Annotated in this window: 24 protein-coding genes; 14 read left to right on the top strand and 10 right to left on the bottom strand. The window is 62.5% G+C overall.

Annotation, left to right across the window (positions count from 1 at the left end; all coding sequences use genetic code 11):
* The first annotated feature begins 21 nt into the window (after positions 1 to 21).
* From HX866_RS19760 to HX866_RS19725, 8 genes are all read left to right on the top strand, one after another.
* The gene (locus HX866_RS19760) at positions 22 to 381 is read left to right on the top strand and encodes a DUF5064 family protein (RefSeq protein ID WP_177103815.1); all 360 of its coding nucleotides are present in this window, start codon (positions 22 to 24) and stop codon (positions 379 to 381) included.
* Between the two features lie 55 nt (positions 382 to 436).
* Positions 437 to 1,945, top strand: a complete 1,509-nt coding sequence (locus HX866_RS19755) for a sigma-54-dependent transcriptional regulator (RefSeq protein WP_177103814.1) — start codon at positions 437 to 439, stop codon at positions 1,943 to 1,945.
* Positions 1,946 to 2,267: 322 nt separating this feature from the next.
* A complete protein-coding gene (gene gcvH / locus HX866_RS19750; RefSeq protein ID WP_177096733.1) occupies positions 2,268 to 2,645 on the top strand; it encodes a glycine cleavage system protein GcvH in 378 nt (125 codons plus the stop codon).
* Positions 2,646 to 2,654: 9 nt separating this feature from the next.
* Positions 2,655 to 5,504 carry an aminomethyl-transferring glycine dehydrogenase gene (gcvP, locus tag HX866_RS19745; RefSeq protein WP_177140275.1) on the top strand — a complete coding sequence of 950 codons (2,850 nt, stop codon included), beginning with the start codon at positions 2,655 to 2,657 and terminating at the stop codon, positions 5,502 to 5,504.
* Between the two features lie 197 nt (positions 5,505 to 5,701).
* Entirely contained in the window at positions 5,702 to 7,078 is a 1,377-nt protein-coding gene (locus HX866_RS19740; RefSeq protein WP_177096729.1) for an L-serine ammonia-lyase, read from the top strand.
* 60 nt (positions 7,079 to 7,138) lie between these two features.
* Positions 7,139 to 8,263, top strand: a complete 1,125-nt coding sequence (gene gcvT / locus HX866_RS19735; RefSeq protein WP_177140274.1) for a glycine cleavage system aminomethyltransferase GcvT — start codon at positions 7,139 to 7,141, stop codon at positions 8,261 to 8,263.
* 426 nt (positions 8,264 to 8,689) lie between these two features.
* The gene (locus HX866_RS19730; protein WP_003175786.1) at positions 8,690 to 8,902 is read left to right on the top strand and encodes a cold-shock protein; all 213 of its coding nucleotides are present in this window, start codon (positions 8,690 to 8,692) and stop codon (positions 8,900 to 8,902) included.
* A 116-nt stretch (positions 8,903 to 9,018) separates the two neighbouring features.
* Entirely contained in the window at positions 9,019 to 9,504 is a 486-nt protein-coding gene (locus tag HX866_RS19725; RefSeq protein WP_177096726.1) for an RDD family protein, read from the top strand.
* 25 nt (positions 9,505 to 9,529) lie between these two features.
* Here the strand turns inward: HX866_RS19725 and HX866_RS19720 are convergent, their stop codons facing one another.
* The 6 genes from HX866_RS19720 to rpoE all read right to left on the bottom strand — a co-directional run bounded on the left by HX866_RS19720 (position 9,530) and on the right by rpoE (position 15,556).
* Positions 9,530 to 10,915, bottom strand: coding sequence for an MFS transporter (locus tag HX866_RS19720; RefSeq protein WP_218179721.1), 1,386 nt, complete (start codon positions 10,913 to 10,915; stop codon positions 9,530 to 9,532).
* Positions 10,912 to 11,448 (bottom strand): hypothetical protein, encoded by a 537-nt coding sequence (locus HX866_RS19715; protein WP_177140273.1) that lies wholly within the window; start codon positions 11,446 to 11,448, stop codon positions 10,912 to 10,914. Before HX866_RS19715 ends, HX866_RS19720 begins: the two co-directional genes overlap by 4 nt.
* A gap of 275 nt (positions 11,449 to 11,723) precedes the next feature.
* Positions 11,724 to 13,157, bottom strand: a complete 1,434-nt coding sequence (locus HX866_RS19710; protein WP_177096722.1) for a DegQ family serine endoprotease — start codon at positions 13,155 to 13,157, stop codon at positions 11,724 to 11,726.
* A gap of 206 nt (positions 13,158 to 13,363) precedes the next feature.
* Positions 13,364 to 14,341, bottom strand: a complete 978-nt coding sequence (locus tag HX866_RS19705) for a MucB/RseB C-terminal domain-containing protein (protein ID WP_177140272.1) — start codon at positions 14,339 to 14,341, stop codon at positions 13,364 to 13,366.
* A gap of 8 nt (positions 14,342 to 14,349) precedes the next feature.
* A complete protein-coding gene (locus tag HX866_RS19700; RefSeq protein WP_177140271.1) occupies positions 14,350 to 14,943 on the bottom strand; it encodes a sigma-E factor negative regulatory protein in 594 nt (197 codons plus the stop codon).
* A gap of 31 nt (positions 14,944 to 14,974) precedes the next feature.
* Positions 14,975 to 15,556: an RNA polymerase sigma factor RpoE gene (gene rpoE / locus HX866_RS19695; protein ID WP_177096716.1), complete on the bottom strand. Its 582-nt coding sequence runs from the start codon at positions 15,554 to 15,556 to the stop codon at positions 14,975 to 14,977.
* Positions 15,557 to 16,098: 542 nt separating this feature from the next.
* Between rpoE and nadB the strand changes: the two genes are divergently transcribed.
* Complete coding sequence (gene nadB / locus HX866_RS19690) at positions 16,099 to 17,715, top strand: L-aspartate oxidase (RefSeq protein ID WP_177103802.1); 1,617 nt, start codon at positions 16,099 to 16,101, stop codon at positions 17,713 to 17,715.
* On the opposite strand, the gene HX866_RS19685 is transcribed toward nadB, so the two are convergent.
* Both HX866_RS19685 and HX866_RS19680 read right to left on the bottom strand, forming a co-directional pair.
* Complete coding sequence (locus HX866_RS19685; RefSeq protein WP_177140270.1) at positions 17,684 to 18,136, bottom strand: protein YgfX; 453 nt, start codon at positions 18,134 to 18,136, stop codon at positions 17,684 to 17,686. The two genes, nadB and HX866_RS19685, sit on opposite strands and share 32 nt — an antisense overlap.
* A complete protein-coding gene (locus tag HX866_RS19680; protein WP_177096711.1) occupies positions 18,120 to 18,377 on the bottom strand; it encodes an FAD assembly factor SdhE in 258 nt (85 codons plus the stop codon). Before HX866_RS19680 ends, HX866_RS19685 begins: the two co-directional genes overlap by 17 nt.
* Before the next feature lie 150 nt (positions 18,378 to 18,527).
* Here HX866_RS19680 and ygfZ point away from each other — a divergent pair, with 150 nt between their 5' ends.
* Together ygfZ and HX866_RS19670 are read left to right on the top strand one after the other, a co-directional pair.
* Complete coding sequence (ygfZ, locus tag HX866_RS19675; RefSeq protein ID WP_177140269.1) at positions 18,528 to 19,469, top strand: CAF17-like 4Fe-4S cluster assembly/insertion protein YgfZ; 942 nt, start codon at positions 18,528 to 18,530, stop codon at positions 19,467 to 19,469.
* A gap of 23 nt (positions 19,470 to 19,492) precedes the next feature.
* Positions 19,493 to 20,314, top strand: a complete 822-nt coding sequence (locus tag HX866_RS19670; protein ID WP_177096709.1) for an HDOD domain-containing protein — start codon at positions 19,493 to 19,495, stop codon at positions 20,312 to 20,314.
* Position 20,315: 1 nt separating this feature from the next.
* Here the strand turns inward: HX866_RS19670 and HX866_RS19665 are convergent, their stop codons facing one another.
* Positions 20,316 to 21,716, bottom strand: a complete 1,401-nt coding sequence (locus tag HX866_RS19665; protein ID WP_177103797.1) for a sensor histidine kinase — start codon at positions 21,714 to 21,716, stop codon at positions 20,316 to 20,318.
* On the bottom strand, positions 21,709 to 22,380 hold the full coding sequence (locus HX866_RS19660; RefSeq protein ID WP_177096707.1) for a response regulator: 672 nt from the start codon (positions 22,378 to 22,380) through the stop codon (positions 21,709 to 21,711). The genes HX866_RS19665 and HX866_RS19660 overlap by 8 nt, the downstream gene beginning before the upstream one ends.
* Before the next feature lie 246 nt (positions 22,381 to 22,626).
* Here HX866_RS19660 and HX866_RS19655 point away from each other — a divergent pair, with 246 nt between their 5' ends.
* Genes HX866_RS19655 through HX866_RS19645 form a run of 3 tightly spaced genes read left to right on the top strand, consistent with a single transcriptional unit; the run spans position 22,627 to position 25,639 of the window.
* Positions 22,627 to 23,604 (top strand): Bug family tripartite tricarboxylate transporter substrate binding protein, encoded by a 978-nt coding sequence (locus tag HX866_RS19655; protein WP_177096706.1) that lies wholly within the window; start codon positions 22,627 to 22,629, stop codon positions 23,602 to 23,604.
* Positions 23,605 to 23,664: 60 nt separating this feature from the next.
* Entirely contained in the window at positions 23,665 to 24,123 is a 459-nt protein-coding gene (locus HX866_RS19650) for a tripartite tricarboxylate transporter TctB family protein (protein ID WP_177096705.1), read from the top strand.
* Between the two features lies 1 nt (position 24,124).
* A complete protein-coding gene (locus tag HX866_RS19645) occupies positions 24,125 to 25,639 on the top strand; it encodes a tripartite tricarboxylate transporter permease (RefSeq protein WP_177096704.1) in 1,515 nt (504 codons plus the stop codon).
* Positions 25,640 to 25,707 lie beyond the last annotated feature (68 nt).

Genomic DNA, 25,707 nt, shown 5'->3' with positions numbered 1-25,707 from the left:
ATGCCTTGAAAGGAGAACACCATGGCCACGTTCGAGCCCGGGCACCTGCATATCCAGCGTGCCGCCCTGCAGCCCGGCGATTTCAGCTACGACCTCAAGATCGACTACGAGGTGGTGAACGACCCGAAGGAAGGCACCTCCATGCAGTTCACCCTGCACGGCGAGATCAACCACAAAGCCTTCAAGGAGACCTTCACCCTGCCCAAGGACCTGGCCTTCAACTTCGCCAGCGAAGCCTTCCATATCACGGTGAAGCACGGCATGCCGAAAAATGCCGACCTGCGCAGCATGCACGGTTACTACGACAGCATGTTCGAGGACGTGCGCGGGCAACTCCATGCCAAATCCGGCGACCCGGTGAAACCCGAGCATTTGGAGTAACACCCCGCGCCAAGGCATAATTGCCGCCCTCGCGCCCGGAACTCCGAACCGCCCCATGCGTATCCACGTCAGTTTCATCGACCGCGTCGGCATCACCCAGGAAGTCCTGGCCCTGCTCGGTGGTCGCAATCTCAACCTGGATGCGGTGGAGATGGTTCCGCCCAACGTCTATATCGACGCCCCGACCCTCAGCCCGCAAGTGCTCGAGGAGTTGCGCGACGCGCTGTTCAGCGTCCACGGCGTGCAGGCGGTGACGGTGGTGGACATCCTGCCGGGACAACGCCGGCACCTGCAACTCGACGCCCTGCTGGCCGCCATGACCGACCCGGTGCTGGCCCTCGACAGCGCCGGCCACGTGCTGCTGGCCAACCCGGCCCTGATTGCCCTGTACGGTCGCGAGCCTGCGGGTGAAAGCGTCGCCGAGCTGTTTGCCGACCCCAATCTCCTGGACACCCTGCTGGAAAACGGTTTTCGCCTGCCGCTGCGGGAAATCACCGTCAACGGCCAGACCCTGCTGCTGGACGCCACGCCCATCACCGATGCCGGCGCGCTACTGACCCTTTATCAGCCAAGTCGCATCGGCGAGCGCTTGTCGGCCCTGCACCACGACCATGCCGAAGGCTTTGACGCGCTGCTCGGCGAGTCCCCGGCAATCCGTACCCTCAAGACCCGTGCCCAGCGGGTCGCGGCCCTCGACGCACCGCTGCTGATCCAGGGTGAAACCGGCACCGGCAAGGAATTGGTGGCGCGGGCCTGCCATGCCATCAGTGCGCGTCATAGCGCACCGTTCCTCGCGCTGAACTGCGCGGCCCTGCCGGAGAACCTCGCCGAAAGCGAACTGTTCGGCTACGCCCCCGGGGCCTTTACCGGCGCCCAGCGCGGCGGCAAGCCGGGGCTGATGGAGTTGGCGAACCAGGGCACGGTGTTTCTCGATGAAATCGGCGAAATGTCGCCGTACCTGCAAGCCAAGTTGCTGCGTTTTCTCAATGACGGCAGCTTTCGCCGCGTGGGCGGGGACCGCGAGGTCAAGGTCAACGTGCGGATTCTCAGCGCCACCCACCGCAATCTGGAGAAGATGGTCAGCGAAGGCAGCTTTCGCGAAGACCTGTTCTACCGCCTGAACGTGCTCAATGTCGAAGTCCCGCCGCTGCGCGAACGCGGCCAGGACATCCTGCTGCTGGCACGCTACTTCATGCAGCAGGCCTGCGCGCAGATCCAGCGCCCGGTCTGCCGGCTGGCGCCCGGCACCTATCCGGCACTGCTGGACAACCGCTGGCCGGGCAATGTGCGACAGTTGCAGAACGTGATCTTCCGCGCGGCGGCGATTTGCGAAAGCAGCGTGGTGGACATTGGCGACCTGGATATTGCCGGGACCTCGGTGGCGCGCCAGAGCGATCCCGAGATCGACAGCCTGGAACAGGCCGTGGAAGATTTCGAGAGAACCCTGCTGGAAAAACTCTACGTGCAGTACCCCTCGACCCGGCAACTGGCCAGCCGTTTGCAGACCTCCCACACCGCCATCGCCCATCGGTTGCGCAAATACGGCATTCCCGGCAAGTCCTGAAGCCACCCACCGGCCAGACAGCGTAAAAAACGACCTCTATCTGTACTGAAAGCGCTACAGCGGAACGATTTCGCTACACAGCAAGCCAATCCCCGGAGCACAAGGCTTTGATCCTGTTAGGCTTTTTTTCTCCCTTCCAGCTGTAGCGATTTCGCTACAGCGGCCATCGTCTGACGCGCTCAAAAACCTCGCAAACCCTTGATTTACAAGCCTCGCCCAGTATTGGCCACAAACTTGCTAAGGGAACTCCCATTCAGCGGGACGTCGATCCCGCATCCCCTGCGTCCACCCGACGACGAGTCTGGCCCCCCTAGGAGTTTCCATGAGCGAGTTGCGTTTTACTGAAGACCACGAATGGCTGCGTACCGAAGCCGATGGCAGCGTCACGGTCGGCATCACGGCTTTCGCGCAAAACGCCCTGGGCGACGTGGTATTTGTGCAACTGCCGGAACTGCAGCACTACGACAAAGGCGCCGAAGCCGCCACCGTGGAATCGGTCAAGGCCGCCAGCGGTGTGTACATGCCCCTGGACGGTGAAGTGCTCGAATTCAACCCGGCCCTGGCCGATACCCCCGAGCTGGTCAACGACGACCCGCTGGGCTCCGGCTGGTTCTTCCGTTTTCAGCCAACCGATGCCTCGGCAGTCGCTAAACTGCTGGATCAGGATGCCTACGACCGCCTGATCAAAGCCAACGCCTGAGGAACTGTCATGACTGTCAATCTCAGCACCGCCAACGAATTCATCGCCCGTCATATCGGCCCGCGCCAGGCAGACGAACAGGCCATGCTCGAAACCCTCGGTTTCGACTCCCTGCAAGCCCTCAGCGCCAGCGTGATCCCCGACAGCATCAAGGGCACCAGCGTCCTTGACCTCGGGGCCGGGCAAAGCGAAGCCGACGCCCTCGCGTCGATCAAGGTCATCGCCGGGAAAAACCAGCTGTTCAAGACCTACATCGGCCAGGGCTACTACAACTGCCACACACCGTCGCCGATCCTGCGCAACCTCCTGGAAAACCCGGCCTGGTACACCGCCTACACCCCGTACCAGCCAGAAATTTCCCAGGGTCGCCTGGAATCGCTGCTGAATTTCCAGACCCTGATCAGCGACCTCACCGGCCTGCCGATCGCCAACGCCTCGTTGCTCGACGAAGCCACCGCCGCCGCCGAAGCCATGACCTTCTGCAAGCGCCTGAGCAAGAACAAAACCAGCAACACCTTCTTCGCCTCCGTGCACAGCCATCCGCAGACCCTCGATGTCCTGCGCACCCGTGCCGAGCCCTTGGGCATCAACGTGGTGGTGGGTGATGAACGCCAACTGACCGACGTCAGCCCGTTCTTCGGCGCTCTGCTGCAGTACCCGGCAAGCAACGGTGATCTGTTCGACTACCGTGCCCTGACCGAGCGCTTCCACGCGGCCAACGCCCTGGTCGCGGTCGCCGCCGACCTGCTGGCCCTGACCCTGCTGACCCCGCCGGGCGAGTTCGGCGCCGACGTGGCCATCGGCAGCGCCCAACGCTTCGGCGTCCCGCTGGGCTTCGGTGGTCCGCACGCGGCCTACTTCTCCACCCGCGATGCGTTCAAGCGCGACATGCCCGGCCGTCTGGTCGGCGTCTCGGTGGACCGTTTCGGCAAGCCGGCCCTGCGCCTGGCCATGCAGACCCGCGAGCAACATATCCGTCGCGAGAAAGCCACCAGCAACATCTGCACCGCCCAGGTCCTGCTGGCCAACATCGCCAGCATGTACGCGGTGTATCACGGTCCGAAGGGCCTGACCCAGATCGCCCAGCGTATCCACAGCCTCACCGCGATCCTGGCCAAAGGCCTGGGTGCCCTGGGCCTGACGGTCGAGCAGGAACACTTCTTCGACACCCTGACCCTGAACACCGGCGCACAGACTGCGGCCCTGCACGAACAGGCCCGCGCCCAGCGCATCAACCTGCGCGTCGTCGATGCCCAGCGCCTGGGCCTGTCCCTGGACGAAACCACCAGCCAGGCCGATATCGAAACCCTGTGGAAGTTGCTGGCAGGCGGCAAAGCCGTGCCGGACTTCAGCGCGCTGGCCGCGTCGGTGGAAAGTCGTCTCCCGGCGGCACTGGTGCGCCAGTCGGCGATCCTCAGCCATCCGGTGTTCAACCGTTATCACTCGGAAACCGAGCTGATGCGCTACCTGCGCAAGCTGGCCGACAAGGACCTGGCCCTGGATCGCACCATGATTCCGCTGGGCTCCTGCACCATGAAGCTCAATGCCGCCAGCGAAATGATCCCGGTGACCTGGGCCGAATTCGGTGCCCTGCACCCGTTCGCTCCGGCCGAACAGAGCGCCGGCTACCAGCAACTGACCGATGAACTGGAAGCGATGCTCTGCGCCGCGACCGGCTATGACTCGATTTCCCTGCAACCGAACGCCGGTTCCCAGGGCGAATACGCCGGCCTGCTGGCGATCCGTGCCTACCACCAGAGCCGTGGCGACGAGCGCCGCGATATCTGCCTGATCCCGTCGTCGGCCCACGGTACCAACCCGGCCACCGCGAACATGGCCGGCATGCGCGTGATCGTCACCGCCTGCGATGCCCGTGGCAACGTCGATATCGAAGACCTGCGGGCCAAGGCGATCGAGCACCGCGAACACCTCGCCGCGCTGATGATCACCTACCCGTCGACCCACGGCGTGTTCGAAGAAGGCATCCGCGAAATCTGCGGCATCGTTCATGACAACGGCGGCCAGGTGTACATCGACGGCGCCAACATGAACGCCATGGTCGGCCTCTGCGCCCCGGGCAAGTTCGGCGGCGACGTGTCGCACCTGAACCTGCACAAGACCTTCTGCATTCCCCATGGCGGTGGCGGCCCGGGCGTCGGCCCGATCGGCGTGAAGTCGCACCTGACCCCGTTCCTGCCGGGTCACGGCACTATGGAACGCAAGGAAGGCGCGGTGTGTGCGGCGCCGTTCGGCAGCGCGAGCATCCTGCCGATCACCTGGATGTATATCCGCATGATGGGCGGCGAAGGCCTCAAGCGTGCTTCGCAACTGGCGATCCTCAATGCCAACTACATCGCCCGTCGCCTGGAAGAGCACTATCCGGTGCTCTACAGCGGCAGCAACGGCCTGGTGGCACACGAGTGCATCCTTGACCTGCGTCCCTTGAAAGACAGCAGCGGCATCAGTGTCGATGACGTCGCCAAGCGCCTGATCGACTTCGGTTTCCATGCGCCGACCATGTCGTTCCCGGTGGCCGGCACCCTGATGATCGAGCCGACCGAAAGTGAATCCAAGGAAGAGCTGGACCGTTTCTGCGACGCCATGATCCACATCCGCGAAGAAATCCGCGCCGTGGAAAACGGCAGCCTGGACAAGGACGACAACCCGCTGAAGAACGCCCCGCACACCGCGGCGGAGATCGTCGGCGAGTGGTTCCATCCGTACAGCCGTGAACAGGCGGTGTACCCGGTGGCGTCGTTGATCGAAGGCAAGTACTGGCCGCCGGTGGGGCGTGTCGACAACGTGTTCGGCGACCGCAACCTGGTCTGCGCCTGCCCGTCGATCGAGAACTACGCCTGACAGAGCCATCGACCGTTCCCACGCGCTGCGTGGGAACGGTAAACCCTGTGTAGGAGCGAGCTTGCTCGCGAAGGAAGTCGACACGCCGCGGTGTATCAGATGCCCCGCGTTATCGTTAACGTCCATCGCGAGCAAGCTCGCTCCTACAAGGGGACGCGTCATCCGCCAATAATTATTAGAAACACCGGAGAACCCACATGTCCCTGAGCGTGTTCGACCTGTTCAAGATCGGCATCGGTCCCTCCAGCTCCCATACCGTCGGCCCTATGCGTGCGGCCGCCCGGTTTGTCGAAGGCCTGAGGCGCGAGCAACTGCTGCAACAAACCACCAGCGTCAAAGTCGAGCTGTATGGCTCTCTCGGCGCCACCGGCAAAGGCCACGGCAGCGACAAGGCCGTACTCCTCGGCCTGGAAGGTGAACACCCGGATACCGTCGATACAGAAACCGTCAGCGCCCGCCTGCAGACCATTCGCAGCAACGGCCGCCTGAATCTGCTCGGCGAACATTCCATCGAATTCAACGAAAAACTCCACCTGGCGATGATCAGGAAACCCCTGGCCTATCACCCCAACGGCATGATCTTCCGCGCCTTCGACGCCGCCGGCATCCAGATCCGCAGCCGCGAGTACTACTCGGTAGGCGGCGGTTTCGTGGTCGATGAAGACGCCGCCGGCGCCGACCGCATCGTCGAGGACAGCACGCCGCTGACCTTCCCGTTCAAAAGCGCCAAGGAACTGCTCGGCCATTGCAGCACTTACGGCCTGTCCATCAGCCAGGTGATGCTGACCAACGAAAGCGCCTGGCGCCCGGAAGCGGAAACCCGCGCCGGCCTGCTGAAGATCTGGCAGGTGATGCAGGACTGCGTCGACGCCGGTTGCCGCAATGAAGGCATCCTCCCCGGAGGCTTGAAGGTCAAGCGCCGCGCTGCCGCATTGCACCGGCAACTGTGCAAGCACCCGGAAGCAGCGCTACGCGATGCGCTGTCGGTGCTGGACTGGGTCAACCTCTACGCCCTGGCGGTCAATGAAGAAAACGCCAACGGCGGCCGCGTGGTCACCGCACCGACCAACGGCGCGGCCGGGATCGTTCCCGCCGTGCTGCATTACTACATGCGCTTCATTGCCGGCGCCAACGAAGACGGCGTGGTGCGTTTCCTCCTCACCGCCGCCGCCATCGGCATTCTCTACAAGGAAAATGCCTCGATCTCCGGCGCCGAAGTCGGCTGCCAGGGTGAAGTCGGCGTGGCCTGCTCGATGGCCGCCGGGGCCTTGTGTGAAGTACTCGGCGGCACCGTGCAACAGGTGGAGAACGCCGCCGAAATCGGCATGGAACACAACCTCGGCCTGACCTGCGACCCGATCGGCGGACTGGTGCAAGTGCCGTGCATCGAGCGCAACGCCATGGGTTCGGTGAAAGCCATCAACGCCGTGCGCATGGCCTTGCGCGGCGACGGCCAGCACTTCGTCTCACTCGACAAGGTGATTCGCACCATGCGCCAGACCGGCGCCGACATGAAAAGCAAATACAAGGAGACCGCTCGCGGCGGTCTGGCCGTCAACATCATCGAGTGCTGACCCTAAACTCAAGGGGCGTGGCCTTGGCCAGCCCCGCCACTCCCCATTCAAGGAGCCGCAATGTCCACCGAATCCCTCAAGCAAACCCCGCTGCACGCCCTGCACCTGCAACTCGGCGCGCGCATGGTGCCGTTCGCCGGCTACGACATGCCGGTGCAATACCCACTGGGCGTGATGAAGGAACACCAGCACACCCGTGAAAAAGCCGGGCTGTTCGATGTCTCGCACATGGGCCAGATCCGCCTGGTCGGCGCTGCGGCCGCCAAGGCCCTGGAAGCCCTGGTGCCGGTGGATATCGTCGACCTGCCGGTGGGCATGCAGCGCTATGCGATGTTCACCAACGAAACCGGTGGCATCCTCGATGACCTGATGGTCGCCAACCTGGGCAACGATGAACTGTTCCTGGTGGTCAACGCCGCCTGCAAGGAACAGGACCTGGCGCACCTGCAAAAACACCTGGGCCATCTGTGCGAAGTCCTACCGCTGTTCGAGGAACGCGCCCTGCTCGCCCTGCAAGGCCCGGCCGCGGTCAGCGTATTGGCGCGCCTGGCCCCTGAAGTGACGAAGATGACCTTCATGCAGTTCGCCGCCGTGCGCCTGCTGGGAGTGGACTGCTACGTCAGCCGCTCCGGCTACACCGGCGAAGACGGTTTCGAGATTTCCGTACCGGCCGCCAGCGCCGAAGCCCTGGCCCGCAGCCTGCTGGCCGAAACCGAAGTCGAGGCCATTGGCCTTGGCGCCCGTGATTCGCTGCGCCTGGAAGCCGGCCTGTGCCTGTACGGGCACGACATGAACACCGAGACCACCCCGGTGGAAGCCAGCCTGCTCTGGGCCATCTCCAAGGTCCGTCGTGCCGACGGTGCGCGGGCCGGCGGCTTCCCCGGCGCCGAGACGGTCTTTGCCCAGCAGCAACAGGGTGTGTCCCGCAAACGTGTAGGCCTGTTACCGCAGGAGCGCACACCGGTGCGCGAAGGCGCGGAAATCGTCGATCAGGACGGCAAGGTGATCGGCAATGTCTGCAGCGGCGGCTTCGGTCCGACCCTCGGCGCACCTCTGGCAATGGGCTATGTAGACAGCTCGCAGGCGGCACTGGACAACGAAGTCTGGGCCATCGTGCGCGGCAAGCGCGTACCACTCAAGGTGAGCAAAATGCCGTTTGTGCCACAGCGTTATTACCGGGGCTGATACACCGGCATCAACAGGGGCTGACACCCCTGTTGATACTTACAGTAACAACTAAGCCACTGCTGAAACAATGCACTACCTTGTCACGCAACCGCCACAAAACAGTGCATATATGCGCCAATGAACTTGCGTTATAACAACCGAAGATAAGCCCCTCTCGCCGGAGGGCCAGCGGTGGCCTGTAAAGTCATGCAAACACCCGTAAACAGGCATAAACCTGGGGATTTCGCAGGGCTTGTTTTTTCTCCCGGAGTTGGCGTAGAGTTTCTCTACTGTGTTTGCATGGGTCGCTTGGAACCGTGACCTGGGCAGTAGCCTGAAGTTTGCTACAACCCGCTCGACGTCTCTTACTTTCCTGCAACTCAGCCCAGTACTCTTTCATATGAAAGGGGCTGTCATTAATTTTAGCGTCAAGGAAATAAGAAAATGTCCCAACGTCAGAGCGGTACCGTCAAGTGGTTTAACGACGAGAAAGGGTTTGGTTTTATCACTCCAGAAAGCGGTCCGGATCTGTTCGTCCATTTCCGCGCCATTCAGGGCAACGGCTTCAAGAGCCTGAAAGAAGGCCAGAAAGTGACCTTCGTCGCCGTGCAGGGCCAGAAAGGCATGCAGGCTGATGAAGTACAAGCGGAAGCCTGATCCCCTCGGGAATAAGCCTTCGTATCATGAAAAGCCCCTGATATTGATATCAGGGGCTTTTTTATGAGCACAATTTCGTAAGATGGCTTTTTTCAGTCCTCACGGAGAGAGCCGCCATGTCGAAACATACGCTGAGCCCCCAGGGTGATTTTCCCGCCGCCGGCCTGGGACGTCGCCTGGCCGCGATGTTCTATGACTTTCTGCTGTGTACGGCGTTGCTGATCGTCACCGGGTTTATCTACAAGCTGGTGCAGATGGCGATCATCGGCGAACAGCAACTGCGCAAACTCTCCGATACCGGAGCACTGGACGGTGACCCGCTGCTGTCGACAATCCTGGTGTTTGTGCTGTTCGGCTTTTTCGCCAAGTTCTGGACCTATAAAGGCCAGACACTAGGTATGCAGGTCTGGGGGATTCGCGTACAAAACGCTGACGGTACGGCCATCAGTCTCTGGCAGGCCCTGTTGCGCTTTATTGTTTCCATCGCTTCCTGGCTGTTCGGCCTGGGCTTTCTCTGGTCGCTGGTGGACAAGCAGAAACGCAGCTGGCACGACATCTACTCCAACAGCCAGTTGGTGCAGTTGCCCAAGCGAGCCAAGTGATCGGAGAGAAAACCGTCACCTGGCTTCAGGCCACTCGCTGGCTGCGCCATACGCTGACCAGAGCGGCTACGAGTGTCAACAGGGCACCAATGCCAAGCCCTGTGCGAGGCGCGGTATCGACCGAGGACATACTGAACAGAAGGGTCATGATAAGCGCACCTGTGGTTTGCCCGAACAACCGGGCAGTGCCTTGCAACCCTCCGGCAGCCCCACTGCGCTCAATGGGCGCCGAAAGGAACATGCTGCGGTTATTCGCCACATTAAAGAAGCCAAAACCGAGGCCACACAGCATGGTGAAGGGGATGAGCAGGAGCGGGATGTCCTTCAACGACAACAGTGAGCTGGCCCCTAGCCCGATTGCGAGACACATGCCGCCTGCGAAGCACAGCCATGCTGTTGGCCATTGGTCTGCAAGGCGGCCGGCGAACGGTGCGGCGAACGCCACGGTCAACGGCCATGGCACCATATAGAGACCGGCTGTCAGTGCATCCTGCCCCAGACCGTGTTGCAGATAAAACGGCAGCGCAATCATGCCTGCGGTCTGTCCGGCAAAACAACAGACCGAGGCGATCACAGAAACGCGAAATGCAGGGGATCGGAGCAAGTCGATCGGGACAAGGGGGGCTTGCTTCGGCCTCTCCCGTCGCACCAGCAGCACCCACTGAATACCGGATACCGCCAGCAGAAGAGCTACCCATGTCGGCTGGCCCGTCAAAAGTTCCACGGATACCACCAGCGCCGCAAAAGCCCCGGCATTCAACGCCATGCTCAACACATCGATTGCCCGAGCCGTGCCCTCGTTATCTGGCAGCGCACGACTGGCGAGCAGTACCAGAATCCCCAAAGGTAGTTGGACAGCGAACAGCCAAGGCCAACGCGCCACCGACAGGATCAGCGCGCCGATCATCGGACCCGCAGCCGATGCCAGCGCCACAGTCAGGGCGTTCCAGCCGATAGCCGCACCCAGCCGCTGAGGAGCAATGCTGCTGCGCAGCAGCGCAACGCCAAGTGCCATGACTGCGGCCCCACCCAGCCCCTGAAGAAACCGCGCCGCGATCAGCCAAGGCAGGGATGGCGCCAGTGAGCACAACAAGGTTGCGCCCGTGAACAGCGCAACCCCCCAGGTGAATACCCGGCGATGGCCCAGGCTTTCTCCGAGCGCCGCGCAGGGCAGCAGAGCCATCAGCAGCGCGGCCTGGTGAGCGGTGATAATCCACACGGATAGGGAAGACGTCACCTGTAGCGAATCGGCGATGGTCGGTAGCGCGACGTTTACCACAACCGTATTCAGCACCACCAACACCATCGCCGCCAGTACGCAGCCGATCGCCATCCTCGACCGCAGCTCAAGCCTCAACAACGGTGCCTGACTGGCCTGCCCCGCCGACCGTCGGTCAGTGACGCTGCTCATGGCCCAGGCACCCAGAGACCGTCCCGTTCTACATAGCGCGTCAGCCGGCGCGCTTGCTGGTCTTCCTTTTTCAAATCGCGCTCGGTAAAGCGGAACAACAACGCAGGCCCCGAAATACAACGCGTATCGTGAATATCTCCCGGCAGATACACCTGCGCCTCTCCAGCACGGACCACGGTGGAACCGCGCTTCACCAGCTTCACGCTGCCGTCCGGCGCCTCTACCCGGGCATAAGTGCCCATTTCGATTTCCCCTTGCTGAATCCCATAGATAACCCAGCCTCGACCATGGTCATGGGGTGGCCTGTAGAGTCCTTCAGGTTCCATGTGTGCCAACAGCACGAAATCCTTGGCCGGGTCCCTGTACATCTCCTGCTGGGCCGGCTGTTCACGATGCAATACCGCCAACCACTCTTGCGTACATGGCGTTCTCAGCAGCGTCTCCAACTGCTGCTGGCACTCGGCAACCAGCTCAGAGCTGAGGGGGCCCCAGACTGACCCGACACCTTCGATAAACCTATTCAACGAACTCATGAATGCTCTCCTACCCGTTCAGCGCCCGTGCGCCATTGGCCGGAACTATAGGCAGGGCATCGGTAATGGCGGAAGGCGCACCTTTTGCACATTATTGATGCATCTGACGCCATATCAGCCTGCACGAGGAGCGGGCCGCAACCCTCTGGCCGGCATGAATCAGCCAATAAAAAAGCGCCGACATTGCTGTCGGCGCTTGGGAGCTACTCGGCCTGGCGATGTTTTTTACATCGCCAGGCTTGATGCCTGAAACCCTGGACCGCCTGGGTTTCGGCTTACTCAGCCAGCTTGAAAGTGATGAAGCTGGCACGTCCCTGACGCAGCACGCGCATGGACACCGAACGGTTCTTCGGCAGGGCCTTGGCAATGTCCGCGAACTGCGCCGCGCTGGTGATCGCCTGGTTGTTCAGGTGAGTGATCACATCGCCTGGCTGCAGACCGATCAAGGCCGCAGGACCGTCCTGGACGTCTTTGATGACTACGCCACCCTTGAGGTCGTTATCCTTTTTCTGGTCATCGCTCAGCTCGACCACGGAAATCCCCAGGCGGTTGCTGCTGCGCTCGGCGCCGTTGGCCTTGGCGATATCCATTTCCTTGCCTTCATCCGGAATCGCACCGACCGTCAGGTCCACGGTCTTGCGCTTGCCCTCGCGAATCACTTCCAGGGACGCCTTCTCACCGGCCTTCAACGCGCCGACCAGATGCGGCAGGTCCGCCGACATTTCGATCGGCTGGCCGTTCATGCTGAGGATCACGTCACCGACCAGCAAACCACCCTTGGCCGCCGGACCACCGTCCTGCACCTGGGCAACCAGGGCACCGGCCGGTTTGTCCAGGCCGAACGACTCGGCCAGGTCCTTGTTGACTTCCTGGATCACCACACCCAACCAGCCACGGCTGACTTTGCCGCCAGCCTTCAGCTGATCGGAAACATCCATGGCGACATCGATCGGGATCGCGAAGGAAACCCCCATGAAGCCACCGGAGCGGGTGTAGATCTGCGAGTTGATCCCGACCACTTCACCCTTGAGGTTGAACAGCGGGCCGCCGGAGTTACCCGGGTTGATCGGCACGTCGGTCTGGATGAACGGCACATAGTTTTCGTTCGGCAGGCTACGGCCCACGGCGCTGACGATGCCCTGGGTCACGGTATGGTCAAAGCCGAACGGCGAGCCGATGGCGACGACCCACTGGCCGGCTTTCAGGTCCTTGGACTTGCCCAGCTTGAGGGTCGGCAGGTCCTTGCCGTCGATTTTCAGCAGCGCCACGTCGGAACGTGGGTCGGTGCCGACCAGCTTGGCCTTGAGTTCGCTGCGATCAGCCAGGCGTACCAGGATCTCGTCGGCATCGGCGACCACGTGATTGTTGGTCAGGATGTAGCCGTCCTTGGAGATGATGAAGCCCGACCCCAGGGACTGGGCTTCACGCTGGCGACCATTGCCACTACCACCGCCTTTCGGACTGCGCGGCTGCGGGAAACCGCGGAAGAACTGCTGGATTTCCGGCGGCAGGCCTTCGAGGCCCTGGGTGTCGGCGACCTTGCGGTCCGGCAGCTTCTGGGTGGTGCTGATGTTGACCACCGCCGGCGAAGCCTGCTCCACCAGTTCGGTGAAGTCGGGCAAGTCAGCGGCCTGGGCGGTCACCGCCTGGCCGAGCACCAGAACGGTGGCGACAATGGACAGATAAGACTTCAAGCGTGGTATCGACATAGGGCTCCCATGAACAACGAGCATGATTAAGCGATAGACCCCTAAAAGCCCCGGGCATGACACGCCGAGGCTTCTGGACCGGAAACAGCAAACAAGGCCAGCGCGCAGAGGCTCTGACCTATAGGAAAATTCAGGGATATTTGCAAATGAATTTGATCACCAGACATTTCTGCAGCAGCCCCCCACAAGCCCCATGATTCAGCCGTTCACTGCTTGGCCTGCACACTGCCGGAACGCATGGACAGTGCAACCCGTTCGGCGGTGCCGATAGGAATTTCTCCCACCACCGTCACCATGATATCGCCGCTCGGCATGGCCAGGCGTCGGGACACCGCGACCGTCGGCCCCAACTGGGCCCGGGCGTCCGTCGCCGTGGCGCCGTTGAGGGGTTCAAGGAACACTGAAAAACGCGACAGACCATCGTCGTACATCAAGCTGCTGACCTCGGCCTTGGTCGCCGGGTCGATCCGGGCCGTGCTGCTGACCAGTTCGAAACCCGGTGGCAGCCAGTCCGAATGCCAGAGCTGGCCCGCCGCCGAGCCCAACGCCTGCACCTTGGGCTGGGCCTGATTGGTCAACAGGACCACCGGCTTGCACTCGGCACTGGCCTGCACCTGACGTTCATCAGGGGGCTGGGCGGTATTCAATTCGGTGAACTGGAAACGCTCGAGCAACTGCCCCTTGTCATTGAGCAACAATGACTTCAACGGCAAGCCGGTCTCACGGTCCAGGTGCAGCTCAAAACCATAACGGTGCTGGTCGCGCGGCGTCAGCGAGATCACCACGGCCGGGCGCCCGGCCACGCGGGATTTGCCGACGACAGCGATGTCGTACCAGCTCTTGAGGGTTTGCGGGTCCAGCGAACGGGTATGGGAGTCCGGCATATCACCGAGCCCCGCCACCAGTGCACCACTGGCACACTGGGTATGACCATCGACGCGAACAACCTCTTGTGCCGAGCCATCGAGCTGGATCAAGCGCTCACGAACCTTGCCATCGCGCACCAGGTGCCAGATGCCATGGGTAGAAAAACTACCATTGCGCTCGTAGACGAAAGTGCCCTGAAAGCTTTGCTGCTGCTCGGCTTGCCCAAGACGGTTCAACCAGTCCTGAGCTTCATCGGCCTGGGCTGGAAGAACCCACCAGCCGCTGAGCAAAAGCGTTAGAAGAGGTAGCGCGCGCATGATCCTCCTTAACGGTTTTCCAGGCTGGCGGCACGGGCGTAGGGCAGAGCGCTTTCAGTGCCCTTGAGTGCGGCCTGTTGCGCATGCTGGCGCAGGTAGCCTGGCAGACGCTGGTCTTGCCAGCCGGACTGGCCTTGCTGCAGCACACCATTGGCCATCGGGCCGGTTGCCTGATCGCTGCTCTCGGTGTAGCCGGCCAATACCGCCGGACCTTTGGCCGTAGGGGCGACCAAGCCTGGCTGGTTCGATTGCTGGGCCAGTTGGGCACCGACAATGTCATCCTGGTTGTACAGGCGCACACCGGCCAATACGGCCAGGGTGACCGAGGCTGCGACGGCCAGGCGACCCAGGGTACGCCAAGGACCGCGAGTGCCCTTGGCCGGGACTTCCTCGCCGGCCAGGGCCGCGGAAACGGCCGAGGCGAGATCCAGGCGCGGGTCCAGCAGCTCCTTGTGCATCACTGCCCGGGCGATTTGGTAACGAGACCAGGTGGCACGGGTCTCGGCATCGTCGAGGGCATTGAGCACCCGACGCAATTCCAGTTCATCCGCTTCGTTATCCATCACCGCGGACAGCGATTCCTGCAGGGCTTCACGACTCATGGCGGTTCCTCTCTTGGCTATCGCCGCTGTCTCAGGATTCCTGCAACAACGGCTGCAGGGCTTTATCGATGGCCTCCCGGGCGCGGAAAATCCGGGAGCGCACGGTGCCCACCGGACACTGCATGACCGCTGCAATGTCCTCATAACTCAGACCGTCGAATTCACGTAAAGTTAAAGCTGTACGCAAATCTTCTGGCAATTGCTGGATGGTTCGATGGACAGTGCCTTCGATCTCATCCCGCAGCAACGCACGCTCCGGTGACTCGAGGTCCTTGAGGCCATGATCGCCGTCGTAGAACTCCGCGTCTTCGGAACTCACATCGCTGTCTGGTGGCCTGCGACCGCGGGAAACCAGATAGTTCTTCGCCGTGTTGATGGCGATGCGGTAGAGCCAGGTGTAAAAGGCACTGTCACCGCGAAAATTGCCCAATGCACGGTAGGCTTTGATAAAGGCTTCCTGTGCAACATCCTGGGCTTCATGGGTGTCGTGCACGAATCGCACGATCAACCCGAGAATTTTGTGCTGATATTTCAGCACCAGCAGATCAAATGCGCGCTTGTCGCCGCGTTGAACGCGCTCGACCAGCTGCTGATCCTCTTCCTGGGTTAGCATGAACACTCCTCATAGGACCTGAAGGAGGCACGCATCGCTAATTGACCAGGCTTGCAAACATAGACTCGGGCTTCTGGCAAAAGTTCTCCCCCTTCAAGCAAGTTTCCTGTGGCCCGCCGAACGGACACACACGAAAAACGCAGCACGGCCATCGCCGACTGCGTGAATAATCTGGTCGTCGAATCTGCTAGCAAAGGCCATCTCAGGCTCCCCGCATAAAGCCGACGCTGTCCCCTTCTTTCAGGCACCCCGCATGGGAGCCTGGAGCCTCGTAAAAGTTCCCGGTACCCGCTGCAGGTAGTGGCATTGTGATAGTGATGCTGGCCACGGCTGCCTGAGCCATGGTTATAGCTGAAAAATCATTGCCTTACCCTGCAAAAGCGCATGCATGGCGGCATGGACTGGCGCACACTCAGCGCCCACAGCCCTTTCACAATGCCACAAAGGCCCGGCTATTGTGCCGCTCCCCCCAGCCATATACTAGTGGGCTGTCGGGCGGGGCCCGGCCACTGCCCCCCGGGCGCTTTTTTCGGATGTTTCAGATGAGCCGACATTTTCAACACGATGTGCTGGTGATTGGCAGCGGTGCCGCCGGCCTTAGCCTGGCCCTCACCCTGCCCAGCCATCTGCGCATTGCCGTATTGAGCAAGGGCAACCTGGCCAACGGTTCGACCTTCTGGGCCCAGGGCGGGGTCGCCGCGGTGCTCGACGATACCGACACCGTGCAGTCCCACGTCGAGGACACCCTCAATGCCGGCGGTGGCCTGTGCCATGAAGACGCTGTGCGCTTCACCGTCGAACACAGCCGGGAAGCCATCCAGTGGCTGATCGACCAGGGCGTGCCGTTTACCCGGGACGAAGCAGCCAGTAGCGATGACGGTGGCTTCGAGTTCCACCTCACCCGCGAGGGCGGTCACAGCCATCGGCGTATCATCCACGCGGCCGATGCCACGGGTGCGGCGATCTTCAAGACCTTGCTGGAGCAGGCCCGCCAACGACCCAATATCGAATTGCTGGAACAGCGGGTCGCCGTCGACCTGATCACCGAAAAACGCCTGGGCCTGGACGGCGACCGCTGCCTGGGGGCCTACGTGCTCGATCGCGGCACCGGCGAGGTCGATACCTATGGCGCGCGCTTCACCGTGCTCGCTTCGGGCGGCGCGGCCAAGGTCTACCTCTATACCAGCAACCCCGACGGGGCCTGCGGCGACGGTATCGCCATGGCCTGGCGTTCGGGCTGCCGGGTGGCAAACCTGGAGTTCAACCAGTTCCACCCCACCTGCCTGTATCACCCCCAGGCCAAGAGTTTTCTCATCACCGAAGCCCTGCGCGGCGAAGGTGCGCACCTGAAGCTGCCCAACGGCGAACGCTTCATGCCGCGCTTCGACCCACGGGCCGAACTGGCGCCACGGGACATCGTGGCCCGGGCCATCGACCATGAGATGAAGCGCCTTGGGATCGACTGTGTCTACCTGGACATCAGCCACAAGCCCGAAGCCTTTATCAAGACGCACTTCCCGACGGTGTACGAACGCTGCCTGGAATTCTCCATCGATATCACCAAAGGCCCGATCCCGGTGGTCCCGGCCGCGCACTACACCTGTGGCGGAGTGCTGGTCGACCAGCAGGGCCGCACCGATGTGCCCGGCCTGTACGCCATCGGCGAGACCAGCTTCACCGGCCTGCATGGCGCCAACCGCATGGCCAGCAACTCACTGCTCGAATGTTTCGTCTACGCCCGCTCGGCAGCGGCGGACATTCTCCAGCAACTGCCGCAGATCGCCGTACCCGCCGCCCTGCCGAGCTGGGATGCGAGCCAGGTGACCGACTCCGACGAGGACGTGATCATTGCCCACAACTGGGACGAGCTGCGGCGCTTCATGTGGGACTACGTCGGCATCGTGCGCACCAACAAGCGCCTGCAACGGGCGCAGCATCGGGTACGCCTGCTGCTGGACGAGATCGATGAGTTCTACAGCAACTACAAGGTCAGCCGCGACCTGATCGAGTTGCGCAACCTGGCCCAGGTCGCCGAACTGATGATTCGTTCGGCCATGGAACGCAAGGAAAGCCGGGGCCTGCATTACACCCTCGACTACCCGGACCTGCTACCCGAGGCCCTGGACACTATCCTGGTGCCGCCCACCTTCGCCGGCTGAACTTCAAGCGTACACGCAGGCGCCGATGCACATCCGGCGCCAGGGCATCAAAGGGTACGCACAGCCCACGCACGCGCCGCTCGCCCGGCAAACGAAAGCGCAGCAGCACCAGCCACGGCAAGGCCAGGCTATCGCGGCACAACTGCACCGGCTGCCAGCCCGCAGCCTCGCTCCACAGTTGCCAACCCTGCTCATCACGGCGCAAGCCGGTAAACGCCGACGGATGGCTCAACAAGAGTTGTCGCGGCAGCACCCAGGCGCCATGCAGCAGGCACAGCAAAGCCCCGGACAGACTTGCCCAGAGCGCAATATCCAGCAGACAGAGAGAAACCAGCGCCAGGCCCAAGGCCCCGAGATACGCCGCCGGCAACAGCCGCGAGGCCTGCCAGCGGCATTCGAACAGATTACTTGGGCTGGACACGATCCAGGATCATGCGAACCATGCGCTGCAACTCCGGATCTTCCGATTCGGAACGCTCCATGAACCAGCCGAACATGTCCTGGTCTTCGCATTCGAGTAGGTTGCGATAACACTCGCGGTCGGCCACGCTCAGATGCGGGTACACCTCCTTGACGAACGGTACCAGCAACACATCCAGCTCCAGCATGCCGCGGCGGCTGTGCCAGTAGAGGCGATTGAGTTCTACATTTTCGACGACCATGGAGCGCTCCTCAAATTTGAGCGCAAGTATACAGCCCTGGGCGCGTGCCGACAGTCGGCTTTGGTCGGGGCCGACGGCGGCGTTGTGAACTACCCATTTGCCAGGCGCCCCTCTATGATGTCTCCCATCCTTTTTCCGCTGCGATGACCCATGGCCGATTCCGCTTTTTTCTGCACGCTGACCCACGAAGGCGTTCTTGCCGTCCGCGGCACCGACGCCGCCAAGTTTCTCCAGGGCCAGCTGACCTGCAACCTCAACTACCTGAGCGACACCCGGGCCAGTCTCGGTGCCCGCTGCACGCAAAAAGGCCGCATGCAGTCGAGCTTCCGCATCCTGCTCGAAGGTGACGGTGTATTACTGGCGATGACCGGCGAGCTGCTGGAAGCGCAACTGGCGGACCTGAAAAAGTACGCCGTGTTCTCCAAATCCAAACTCACCGACGAAAGCGCCGGCTGGGTTCGCTTCGGACTCGGCGAGGGCGACACCGCCTTGCGCGGCCTGGGCCTTGAGCTGCCGGCCGAGACCGATGCCTTGGTCCGTGCCGATACGCTGATCGCCCTGCGGGTTTCTCCGGGACGCAGCGAACTCTGGGTTCCGGCGGATCAGGCCGCTCGGGTTCGCGAACATCTGGCGAGCCTGCTGCCCGAAGCCGAGCTGAATACCTGGCTGCTGGGCCAGATCCGTGCCGGTATCGGCCAGGTCATGGCGCAGACCCGTGAATTATTTATTCCTCAAATGCTCAATTTACAGGCCGTCGGAGGCGTAAGCTTCAAGAAAGGCTGCTATACAGGGCAGGAAATCGTCGCCCGCATGCAGTACCTGGGCAAGCTCAAGCGTCGCCTTTATCGTCTGGCGCTGGTTGCCGAACAACTGCCGGAGCCGGGTAGCGCGCTGTTCGCGCCGTCCCATGGCAGCGCCATCGGTGAGGTGGTGATTGCCGCCCAGGCGGAAAAAGGCATTGAACTACTGGCCGTGCTGCAAGCCGAGGCGGCTGAAGCAGGCCATGTGCATCTGGGCGATTTGCAAGGTCCTGCCCTGATATTGCTGGACTTGCCCTATCAACTGGACCGCGACAGCGAGATCCAGCGTTAACTGCACCGCCTTAGAGAATTGAAATGAACAAGCTGGCGGAAAAGGTCCAACGGGATTTGGTTCGGGCCATCGACAACGATGACCTGGTTCTGCCGACGCTCCCGGAAGTGGCCCTGAAGATTCGCAAGGCGGCCGAAGATCCGGAGATCAGTGTCAGCACCTTGAGCAAAGTGATCGGGGGCGATACCGCGTTGTCGGCGCGCCTGATCAAGGTGGTCAACAGTCCGTTGTTGCGGGCCAGCCATGAAGTCACCGACTTGCACACCGCGATCACCCGGCTGGGCGTCAACTACAGCAGCAACCTGGCCATCGGCCTGGTCATGGAGCAGATTTTCCATGCCCGCTCCGAGGTGGTGGAACAGAAGATGCGCGAAGTCTGGCGCAAGAGCCTGGAGATTGCCGGGGTCTGCTACGTGCTGTGTCGCAACTTCACCCTGCTCAAGCCGGACCAGGCAGCGCTGGGCGGGCTGGTGCACCAGATCGGCGTCCTGCCGATCCTGACCTATGCCGAAGACCATTACGAATTGCTCGCCGACCCGCTGAGCCTGGATCACGTGATCGACAGTATTCACCCGTTGCTCGGCGACGAATTGCTGAAAGTCTGGGAATTTCCGGAAATGCTCGCCAAGCTCCCCGGGCAATACCTGAACCTGGACCGTGACAGCAAGAGCATCGACTATATCGGCCTGGTGCAGATCGCCAGTGTGTTCTGCCATCAGGGTACAGAGCATCCTTTCGGGCAAATAGCGCTGGGCGACCTGAAGGCTTTTATCAAGCTGGGGCTGGACCCGGAAAGCAGCACCCTCAGTGACCAGCTCAACGAAGCGCGGGAGATGTTCCGCTAGTTCAGGACGACGAGGCCGGCCCGGCGATAAAACTCACTCGGACTTTCAGACCGTGGGGCTGGGCATCATGCAGGCTGATCTGCGCCAGGTGCGCCCGGCAGATCTCGCCGACAATCGCCAGGCCCAACCCCGCACCGACGCCCTGCTGATGGCGCCGGTAAAAACGCTCGAAGACCCTTCCCCGCTCCGTCTCTGGAATCCCGGGCCCGTCATCCTCCACCTCAAGCACCGCCGGTAACCCGACCCGCAGGATCACATTGCCACCCGATGGCGTATGGGCCAGGGCGTTGTCCACCAGGTTGCTCAACAGTTCATTGAGCAAGGTCGGCTCACCCCGCAGCCACACCGGCTCATCGGCCTCCAGCGCCAACGCCACGCCCCGCGCATGGGCCAGGGGCGCCATCGCCATGCCCAACTCCCGCGCCAGCTGACTGAGGTCGAGTAACTGCGCGCCGCCTTCGGCAATCGCCCGCGCGCCATTTTCGATCCGCGCCAGCGACAGCAACTGGTTGGCCAGGTGGGTCAGGCGGTCCGTGCCCTGGGCCGCGGTCTCCAGGGTCTCGCGCCAGACCGCCGGCTCAGTCGCCCGCAAGCCCAGCTCAAGACGGGCCTTGAGCGCTGCCAGCGGCGTGCGCAACTCATGGGCGGCGTCGGCGATAAACTGCCCCTGGCGCTCGAATTGCCGACGCAGGCGCTCGGTAAAGTGATTGAGCGAACGCACCAGCGGCTGGAGTTCATCCTGCACCTCCATCAGCGCCAACGGTCGCAGGTCGTCCGGCTGACGCTCTTCCACCGCGCCGCGCAAACGCTCCAGTGGACGCAAGGCAGCGCTCACGGCAAAGCCCACCAGCAACAACGCGCCCAGCGCCAGCATGCCCAGGCGCAGCAGGGTATCGGCCATCAGGCTGCGGGCCATATTCACCCGCGCCTCATCGGTCTCGGCCACGCGAATTTCCGCCATACCGTTCATGTTCGGCTCACTGACCGCCTTGAGCAGACTCACCACCCGCACGTTCTGCCCACGGTATTGGCCGTCGTAGAAGCGCGCCAGCGCCGGATAGTCATCGGTGCGCGGCGTACCGGGCGGCGGTGCGGGAAGATTTTCGTAGCCGGAAATCAGCTGCTGGTGGATGTCGTTGACCTGGTAATAGATCCGCCCGGCGCTGTCATAGGCAAAGGTGTCCAGGGCGACGTAAGGCACGTTCGCGCTCAAGCTGCCGTCGCGTTGCGAAAGACCCGCGGCAATGGTTCGTGCCGAGGCCAGCAAGGTACGGTCATAGGCCGTGTCCGCGGCTTCGCGACCGTTGTAATAGGCGCTCCAGCCACTGGCGAGCATCAGCGCCACCAGCAACAGCGCGAGGTTCCATAGCAGCCGCCAACGCAGGCTGCCGGCCTTATGCATCGCGATGTTCCAGCAGATAGCCGAGGCCACGGAAGGTCACGATGGCCACCGCCTGGCCGTCGAGTTTCTTGCGCAGACGGTGCACGTAGATTTCGATGGCATCGGCGCTGGCCTCTTCGTCCAGGCCAAAGACCTGGGCGGCCAACTGCTCCTTGCTCATCACCCGTCCGGGACGGGCGATCAACGCTTCAAGCACCGCCTGCTCACGGGAGGTCAGGGTCAGCAGTTCGTCGCCAAGGCTGAAACGCCGGGTGTCCAGGTCGTAGACCAACGGCCCGCAGCGCTGCTGGCGCTCGCCACCGAGCACACTGCGCCGCAACAAGGCCTTGACCCGCGCTTCCAGCTCGGTGAGTTCGAACGGCTTGGCCAGGTAATCGTCGGCCCCTAGGTTGAGGCCATGGACACGGTCCTTCACGTCGCTGCGCGCGGTCAGCATCAGCACCGGCAGGTTCTTGCCACGGGCGCGTAGACGGGCCAGGACTTCAAAACCGTCCAGGCGCGGCAACCCCACGTCGAGGATCGCCACGGCGTATTCCTCACTGCTCAAAGCCAGGTCGGCGGCCACTCCATCGTGCAGCACATCCACGGTCAAGCCCGTGCTCTTGAGCGCCTGGGCAACACTTTCAGCCAGTTGGGGATGGTCTTCGACCAGAAGCACGCGCATGATTTCCTACCTCGAACGGCGCTACTTAAACGCCCTTTTGGTCGCGGAGTCTACCGGATAAACAACGCCTCGTTAGCCATCGCCACGCCGGTTCAGCGGACCTTTCGCGCTGAAAGCTTGGTGAAAGGTTGACCCATTAGAGTCTCTTCACGGACAGTGACGACCACCGTCGGCGCCGGTCCCTGAAGCTCGAAAACGCCTCGATGCGTTTTTGCTCGAATAAAAACAATAATGGAGTAACCCACGATGTTGCCATTGCGCACCTTCGCCCTCGCCGCCGGCTGCCTGCTGTTTGCCGGACACCTCAGTGCCGCCGAACCCAAGCGCCCCGAATGCATCGCCCCGGCTTCCCCCGGCGGTGGTTTCGACCTGACCTGCAAGCTGGCGCAAAGCGCCCTGGTCAACGAAAAGATCCTCAGCAAACCCATGCGCGTGACCTACATGCCCGGTGGCGTCGGTGCCGTGGCCTACAACGCCGTGGTCGCCCAGCGCCCGGCCGATGCCGGCACCCTGGTGGCCTGGTCCAGCGGTTCGCTGCTGAACCTGGCGCAAGGCAAGTTCGGTCGTTTCGACGAAGGCGCGGTGCGCTGGCTGGCGGCCGTCGGCACCAGCTACGGCGCCATCGCGGTGAAAAGCGACTCGCCGTATAAAACCCTCGACGACCTGGTCAAGGCATTGAAGGCCGACCCGAGCAAGGTGGTCATCGGTTCCGGCGGCACCGTCGGCAGCCAGGACTGGATGCAGACCGCGCTGATCGCCAAGGCCGCCGGGATCAACCCCCGGGACCTGCGCTACGTGGCCCTCGAAGGCGGCGGCGAAATCGTCACCGCATTGATGGGCGGGCACATCCAGGTCGGCAGCACCGACATCTCCGACTCCATGCCGCACATCCAGAGTGGCGACATGCGCCTGCTCGCGGTGTTCGCCGAAAATCGCCTGGGCGAAGAGGAAATGAAGAACATCCCCACCGCCCGGGAACAGGGCTACGACATCGTCTGGCCGGTGGTGCGCGGTTTCTACCTGGGGCCAAAGGTCAGCGACGAAGACTACGCCTGGTGGAAAGCCGCCTTCGACAAACTCCTGGCCTCGGAAGACTTCGCCAAGCTGCGCGACCAGCGCGAACTGTTCCCCTTCGCCATGACCGGCCCGGAACTCGACACCTACGTGAAGAAACAGGTAGCCGACTACAAGGTGCTGGCCAAGGAGTTCGGCCTGATCCAGTGATCACCCGTGCCTAGCCTTCGTGCCCTCCCCTGCGGAGGGCGCGCCAGAGGAGTTCGTCCCATGCTTTTACAACGACTGTTCGCCGCCGTGTTGCTGCTGGCCTGCGCCGGCCTGGCACTGATGGCCTGGCCCTATCAGGCGGCCTTTTCCTACGAACCGGTCGGCCCGCGCGCCTATCCGTTGCTGATGCTCGGCCTGATGGGCCTGGGCTTGCTGTACCTGCTGTTTCGTCCCACTCCCATCGTCCACAGCGAAGACGAACCGCCGCTGGACCGCGCGACCCTGCACAAGATCGGCCTTTGCACCGTTCTGCTGCTGGTGTTTGCCGGCACCTTCGAATCCCTGGGTTTCATCCTCAGCAGCATCCTGGTGGGCATCCCCATGGCGCGCCTGTACGGCGGCCGCTGGTTGCCCAGTGCGCTGATCATCAGCCTGATGAGCGTCGGGCTTTATCTGCTGTTCGATAAAGCCATGGACGTGCCGCTGCCCCTCGGACTGCTCGACGTTCTGGAGAACTGACATGGATACTTTAGGTTATTTGGGCCAGGGCTTCGGCGTTGCCCTGACCCCCTACAACCTGGTGACCGCGTTGTGCGGCACCCTGATCGGCACCGTCGTCGGCCTGCTCCCGGGCCTGGGCCCGATCAACGGCGTGGCGCTGCTGATCCCGATTGCCTTCGCCCTCGGCCTGCCGCCGGAATCGGCGCTGATCCTGCTGGCGGCGGTGTACCTGGGTTGCGAGTACGGTGGGCGGATCAGCTCGATCCTGCTGAACATCCCCGGCGAAGCCTCCACCGTGATGACCACCCTCGATGGCTACCCCATGGCCCGCCAGGGCCTGGCCGGCGTAGCCCTGTCGCTGTCGGCCTGGAGCTCGTTCATCGGCGCCTTCATCGCCACCTGCGGCATGGTGCTGTTCGCCCCGTTGCTGGCGAAATGGGCGATTGCCTTCGGCCCGGCGGAGTACTTCGTGCTGATGGTCTTCGCCATTGTCTGCCTGGGCGGCATGGCCGGCGACCGGCCGCTGAAGACCTTTATCGCGGCGCTGATTGGCCTGTTTCTGTCGAGCATCGGTATCGACGCCAACAGCGGTGTGTACCGTTTCACCGGCGATAACGTGCACCTGGCTGACGGCATTCAGTTCGTGGTGCTGGTGCTCGGCTTGTTCTCCATCAGCGAAATCCTCCTGTTGCTGGAAAAAACCCATCGCGGCCAGGAAGCGGTGAAAGCTACCGGCCGGATGATGTTCAACTTCAAGGAAGCGGCCTCGGTCTTCGTGGTGAACCTGCGCTGCGGCGTACTCGGCTTTATCATGGGCGTGTTGCCGGGCGCCGGGGCGACCCTCGCCAGCGCCGTCGCCTACATGACCGAGAAAAAGCTCGCCGGTGCCGACGGCAAGTTCGGCCAGGGCGACAAACGTGGCCTGGCCGCCCCGGAAACCGCCATCGGTGGCGCGGCCTGCGGTGCCCTGGTGCCGATGCTGACCCTGGGCGTGCCCGGTTCCGGGACCACGGCGGTGATGATCGGCGCGCTGTCGCTGTACAACATCACCCCCGGCCCCTTGTTGTTCCAGCAGCAGCCGGACATCGTCTGGGGCCTGATCGCCTCGTTGTTTATCGCCAACGTCATGCTGGTGATCCTCAACATCCCGATGATCCGCATCTTCACCCGCATCCTCGCCGTGCCGAACTGGGCGCTGGTACCGGTGATCGCCATCATCACCGGTATCGGCGTCTATGCGGTGCACGCCACCACCTTCGACCTGTTCCTGATGATCGGCATCGGCATCTTCGGTTATATCCTGCGCAAGCTGGACTTCCCACTGTCGCCGATCCTGCTGGGCTTTATCCTCGGCGGGCTGATGGAGTCGAACCTGCGCCGGGCGCTGTCGATTTCCAATGGTGCGCTGGAGATTCTCTGGTCGAGTCCGATCACCGCGGGTGTCTGGGCGCTGACGGCGGTCATGCTGCTGATGCCGCTGGTGCGGATCTGGCGCAAGCGTTCGATCCAGCGTCGCGCACTGGCCGATGCCTGAGAAAAACAGCCGCCGCCCACTGTAGGAGCGAGCTTGCTCACGATGCGATTCAACAGTCGACATCTGCG

It is taken from the genome of Pseudomonas gingeri, assembly GCF_013386165.1.
Taxonomy (GTDB): domain Bacteria; phylum Pseudomonadota; class Gammaproteobacteria; order Pseudomonadales; family Pseudomonadaceae; genus Aquipseudomonas; species Aquipseudomonas gingeri_C.
This window is presented reverse-complemented; position numbering and strand designations above follow the sequence as displayed.

Bases quoted from the DNA above. Each gene is read 5' to 3' on its own strand.
- HX866_RS19760 (WP_177103815.1), top strand. From the start codon at position 22: ATGGCCACGTTCGAGCCCGGGCACCTGCATATCCAGCGTGCCGCCCTG.
- HX866_RS19755 (WP_177103814.1), top strand. From the start codon at position 437: ATGCGTATCCACGTCAGTTTCATCGACCGCGTCGGCATCACCCAGGAA.
- gcvH (WP_177096733.1), top strand. From the start codon at position 2,268: ATGAGCGAGTTGCGTTTTACTGAAGACCACGAATGGCTGCGTACCGAA.
- gcvP (WP_177140275.1), top strand. From the start codon at position 2,655: ATGACTGTCAATCTCAGCACCGCCAACGAATTCATCGCCCGTCATATC.
- HX866_RS19740 (WP_177096729.1), top strand. From the start codon at position 5,702: ATGTCCCTGAGCGTGTTCGACCTGTTCAAGATCGGCATCGGTCCCTCC.
- gcvT (WP_177140274.1), top strand. From the start codon at position 7,139: ATGTCCACCGAATCCCTCAAGCAAACCCCGCTGCACGCCCTGCACCTG.
- HX866_RS19730 (WP_003175786.1), top strand. From the start codon at position 8,690: ATGTCCCAACGTCAGAGCGGTACCGTCAAGTGGTTTAACGACGAGAAA.
- HX866_RS19725 (WP_177096726.1), top strand. From the start codon at position 9,019: ATGTCGAAACATACGCTGAGCCCCCAGGGTGATTTTCCCGCCGCCGGC.
- HX866_RS19720 (WP_218179721.1), bottom strand. From the start codon at position 10,915: ATGAGCAGCGTCACTGACCGACGGTCGGCGGGGCAGGCCAGTCAGGCA.
- HX866_RS19715 (WP_177140273.1), bottom strand. From the start codon at position 11,448: ATGAGTTCGTTGAATAGGTTTATCGAAGGTGTCGGGTCAGTCTGGGGC.
- HX866_RS19710 (WP_177096722.1), bottom strand. From the start codon at position 13,157: ATGTCGATACCACGCTTGAAGTCTTATCTGTCCATTGTCGCCACCGTT.
- HX866_RS19705 (WP_177140272.1), bottom strand. From the start codon at position 14,341: ATGCGCGCGCTACCTCTTCTAACGCTTTTGCTCAGCGGCTGGTGGGTT.
- HX866_RS19700 (WP_177140271.1), bottom strand. From the start codon at position 14,943: ATGAGTCGTGAAGCCCTGCAGGAATCGCTGTCCGCGGTGATGGATAAC.
- rpoE (WP_177096716.1), bottom strand. From the start codon at position 15,556: ATGCTAACCCAGGAAGAGGATCAGCAGCTGGTCGAGCGCGTTCAACGC.
- nadB (WP_177103802.1), top strand. From the start codon at position 16,099: ATGAGCCGACATTTTCAACACGATGTGCTGGTGATTGGCAGCGGTGCC.
- HX866_RS19680 (WP_177096711.1), bottom strand. From the start codon at position 18,377: ATGGTCGTCGAAAATGTAGAACTCAATCGCCTCTACTGGCACAGCCGC.
- ygfZ (WP_177140269.1), top strand. From the start codon at position 18,528: ATGGCCGATTCCGCTTTTTTCTGCACGCTGACCCACGAAGGCGTTCTT.
- HX866_RS19670 (WP_177096709.1), top strand. From the start codon at position 19,493: ATGAACAAGCTGGCGGAAAAGGTCCAACGGGATTTGGTTCGGGCCATC.
- HX866_RS19665 (WP_177103797.1), bottom strand. From the start codon at position 21,716: ATGCATAAGGCCGGCAGCCTGCGTTGGCGGCTGCTATGGAACCTCGCG.
- HX866_RS19660 (WP_177096707.1), bottom strand. From the start codon at position 22,380: ATGCGCGTGCTTCTGGTCGAAGACCATCCCCAACTGGCTGAAAGTGTT.
- HX866_RS19655 (WP_177096706.1), top strand. From the start codon at position 22,627: ATGTTGCCATTGCGCACCTTCGCCCTCGCCGCCGGCTGCCTGCTGTTT.
- HX866_RS19650 (WP_177096705.1), top strand. From the start codon at position 23,665: ATGCTTTTACAACGACTGTTCGCCGCCGTGTTGCTGCTGGCCTGCGCC.
- HX866_RS19645 (WP_177096704.1), top strand. From the start codon at position 24,125: ATGGATACTTTAGGTTATTTGGGCCAGGGCTTCGGCGTTGCCCTGACC.